Genomic DNA, 1,033 nt, shown 5'->3' with positions numbered 1-1,033 from the left:
GGGAAGCCGAGCTGGAGGCCTACAACGAGATGCTGCAGCAGATGCGCAGCCGGGACCAGAAGATCGAGGACCGCCACGGGCGCTAGCGCTCCGCTGGGCGGGCGCGACTGGGGTTCGGTCGCCGCTCCCCCGCCGGTCTGCCCCGAGGGGCCAGAACGGCGGCTAGCCGCCGTTTGCGCCCGAGTCCGTGACGGTCACGTCGCTGCGGTGAAAGCTCAGGTGGGAGCGGGAGGCCGTCGGGCCGCGCTGGCCCAGGTAGCGGGAACCGTCCGCGCCGTGCCCGTAGGGCTTCTCTGCGGCTGAGGTGAGCTGGAAGAAGCAGAGCTGCCCGATCTTCATGCCGGGCCAGAGCTTGATCGGCAGGGTCGCCACGTTGCTGAGTTCCAGCGTGACGTGCCCCGAGAACCCGGGGTCGATGAAGCCGGCGGTGGAGTGCGTGAGCAGGCCGAGGCGGCCCAGGGAACTCTTGCCCTCCAGGCGGGCCGCAATGTCGTTCGGCAGGGTGACCTGTTCGAAGGTGCTCCCGAGCACGAACTCCCCGGGGTGCAGGATGAACCCCTCTTCGGGGTCCACCTCGATCAGCCGGGTCAGCTCGGGCTGGTCCTGCGAGGGGTCGATAATCGGGTACTTGTGGTTGTCGAAGAGCCGGAAGTAGCGATCGAGTCGGACGTCGATGCTTGAGGGCTGGACCATGCCGTCATCGGAGGGTTCCATCCGAATCCGGTCTGCGGCGAGCTGGGCACGTATGTCACGATCTGAGAGGAGCACGGTTCTCATCCTAATGCGGTTTTCCGGGCTCCGCCCGGAACCCGGGTGCCCGAGGGGGCGGCGAAATCTGATAGTGTTGGCGAGTCGAGATCCTTCGGGATCAACGCGCGGGGATGTAGTTCAATGGTAGAACTTCTGCTTCCCAAGCAGACAGCGCGGGTTCGATTCCCGTCATCCCCTCCACTGCGAGAGCCCCTGACCTTCGGTCGGGGGTTCTCTGCGTTTCCGGGGACGTCGGGCCCCTGGAGAACCCGTGACTGGCGTC

Annotated in this window: 1 protein-coding gene and 1 tRNA gene; one reads left to right on the top strand and one right to left on the bottom strand. The window is 66.6% G+C overall.

Translation table 11 applies throughout. The features are described from left to right. Positions 1 to 162: 162 nt before the first annotated feature. On the bottom strand, positions 163 to 768 hold the full coding sequence (gene dcd / locus OOT08_RS09305; protein WP_325092373.1) for a dCTP deaminase: 606 nt from the start codon (positions 766 to 768) through the stop codon (positions 163 to 165). Positions 769 to 877: 109 nt separating this feature from the next. Here dcd and OOT08_RS09300 point away from each other — a divergent pair. Then, a tRNA-Gly gene (locus tag OOT08_RS09300) sits at positions 878 to 951 on the top strand. Positions 952 to 1,033 lie beyond the last annotated feature (82 nt).

This window comes from Leucobacter sp. M11 (genome assembly GCF_035726885.1).
Classification (GTDB): domain Bacteria; phylum Actinomycetota; class Actinomycetes; order Actinomycetales; family Microbacteriaceae; genus JAPFRB01.
This window is presented reverse-complemented; position numbering and strand designations above follow the sequence as displayed.